This is a genomic window from Stenotrophomonas sp. HMWF003 (assembly GCF_003061285.1).
Lineage (GTDB): Bacteria > Pseudomonadota > Gammaproteobacteria > Xanthomonadales > Xanthomonadaceae > Stenotrophomonas > Stenotrophomonas maltophilia_AP.
Map to the genome: position 1 here is coordinate 13094 of NZ_QAIW01000424.1, position 1861 is coordinate 14954.

2 protein-coding genes are annotated in these 1861 nt (G+C 66.7%); both read right to left on the reverse strand.

The features are described from left to right. On the reverse strand, positions 1-688 hold a 688-nt coding region (locus DBR34_RS18210), incomplete at its 3' end, for a DUF4123 domain-containing protein (RefSeq protein ID WP_219928337.1). Beyond that, positions 681-1861 (reverse strand): type VI secretion system Vgr family protein (locus DBR34_RS23900; RefSeq protein ID WP_258224103.1); only part of this gene is annotated, 1181 nt, incomplete at its 5' end. The genes DBR34_RS18210 and DBR34_RS23900, both read right to left, overlap by 8 nt.

Below are 1861 nucleotides of genomic sequence, written 5' to 3' on the forward strand. Positions count from 1 at the left end.
CGATGGCCTTGATGGGGGTAGTGTCCAATGCTGCAACCGTCAGCGAATCCATCACCAGATTGATTTCAGGGAGCCGCGACAGCAGCCGTTGCTGCTCTTCGTTGGTCTGAATAGCGACGGTGTACAGGGCATCATGCTCGCGCGGGTCGATCCAGACCGTTTCCAGCCTGCGTTGCCGAGACAACCAGCTCCAGCTTGCTGCGGGCCCAAGAATCGCATTGAGCTGCGTCGGCGTCAGAACGTCCCTGGCAAGGTCGAGTGTGCGAGGATCCCAGAAACGAAAGGTCCTCCGCTCACCTCCCACGACCAGCTGCGACTGACGTGCGTAAGCACGCACCGCCTGCTCCACCGGGATCCCGGCGGGCAAGACCAGCCAGCCGCACACCGAGCGGCCAGCACGGTCACCCCCCTCCTGCGCAAGTGTTTCCTGCAGGGACAAGGCAATCGTTGCTTCGGCGCGCGGGTCCCGACCGAACTCACCCAGCGTGAGCAGGTAGGGGCAATCTCCCGGGGCGAATTTGTCCGCCGGCAGCACCACCCCCTCGCGCGCCTCGCCTGCCGCGTCCGGAAAAGGATCGGCAAGAATCGGATCAATTACCGCGTACAGGGTGGATGCCGCATCACCATGCCGGTCCCGGACCGCGATTAGCGCTTCCCGCAGGCGTTCCAACAGCGAGATCTCAGACAAACGCGCCTCCCTGCCTGGCTGCGTCCTCTGCCTTCATTTCGCAGCCCTTGAACGTGCCGGACACGCCAGGCGACTGCATGGTCACACTCTTCGCCCCGGTCCACTCCCGCTGCGTGCCCTTGAACTCCACCTTCCCCGGCGCGCCCAGCTCGATGTTGTCACCCTCGATCCGGATGTAAGCCCCGGCCGCCGTCGCCAGCAGATGCTTGCTCGGCGCCGACAACTGCACATCGGCCTGGGTACTGGTGATCTTCACATTGGTCTTGGCCGCCAGGATCGCCTGGTTCTTGTGCGCGCGCGCACTGACCTTGCCCTGTGCGGCGTGCAACGCGATCCCGCGCTCCTGGTTCGGGCTCTCCGGCTTGGGGTCAGCGCCGGCGGTGTACAGCACCAGCCCGCCGGCCACAGCCACCGTGAGCGAGCCCTGGCTCAGCCAGTTGAGCGCCACGCCCGAGGCCAGCGTGGTATGCGTGCCGCTGACCCAGACCTGATCAGCCGGGGTCAGGCTCATCACACCGGCCACGCCGCTGCCCATCAGCACCGGCTTGTCCCAGCCCGGGGCATCGCCGTCGCCGCCGCTGATGCTGCCCGCCGCGCTGCCGCTCTGGGTAGCGCGCAGGCTTTCCTGCAGTTTTTCCAGCGCGTCGTGCGCCTGCAGCGTGGTCGGCTCTTCGGGGAGTTGCGCCTGCTGGTTCACTGCCGATTCGTTGAGCGACTGCAGCAGTTCGGCACTTTCCTGCAGCTGGGTCAGCGCCTGGTTGGCGGCCAACTGCGGCTCGCCCGGTTCGGTGCTGAGCAGCAACCCTTGCCCTGCGCGAAGCGACCCGAAGGCTTGGGTGGAAAGCTCAGCGCCGAAGCCGCGCTCGGTGTCGCGCACGTTGTCTTCGCCACCCTTCAAGTGGCCCAGGGTGAGCGTAGTTGAATGCTGGGTGGTGGACAGCTGCGCGCGGCCCTGGCCGGGCGTGTCATCCAGGCGCATCTGCTGGTAGCCGCCCTGCCCGCCCTGGCTGTCGGCCAGCGCCTGGCTCTTGAAGCCGGTGTATACCGCGGCATGTTCATTGCCATCGAACCACGCCGGCGCATTGCCGGTGGCGTTGGCACCGCCGCTGGCGACCTGGTTGTGGGCGGCATCGGTCTGGCCGCGGCCGTTGTAGACCGCGCCGACCACGACCG